Here is a 278-nt window from a genome sequence, read left to right on the forward strand (position 1 = left end):
GTTGACGCGCAGGGTGGATTCCCACTCATCACGGCCGATCTCCCCCACGTCCCCGGCCGGTCCGAAAACGCCGGCATTGTTGAACAGAACATCAACCCGGCCCCAGCGTTCGCGGACAAGGTCGAAGAGCCGCTCGACGTCGTCGGACTCGGTCACGTCGCACGGAACCGTAAGCGCGTCCGGGTGATCCCCTGCCGTTTCCAGTAGCTGGGCCTCCCGCCGCCCCGCCAAAGCAACGCGATATCCTGCGGCCAGCATGAGCCGGGCGACGGCCCTAC

1 protein-coding gene is annotated in these 278 nt (G+C 66.9%); it reads right to left on the reverse strand.

Features of this window, described 5'->3' with window-relative positions:
- Positions 1 to 278 (reverse strand): SDR family oxidoreductase (locus SB724_RS19875; protein WP_410572533.1); only part of this gene is annotated, 278 nt, incomplete at both ends.

This window comes from Bacillus sp. SIMBA_031 (assembly GCF_046535225.1).
Lineage (GTDB): Bacteria > Bacillota > Bacilli > Bacillales > Bacillaceae > Bacillus > Bacillus velezensis.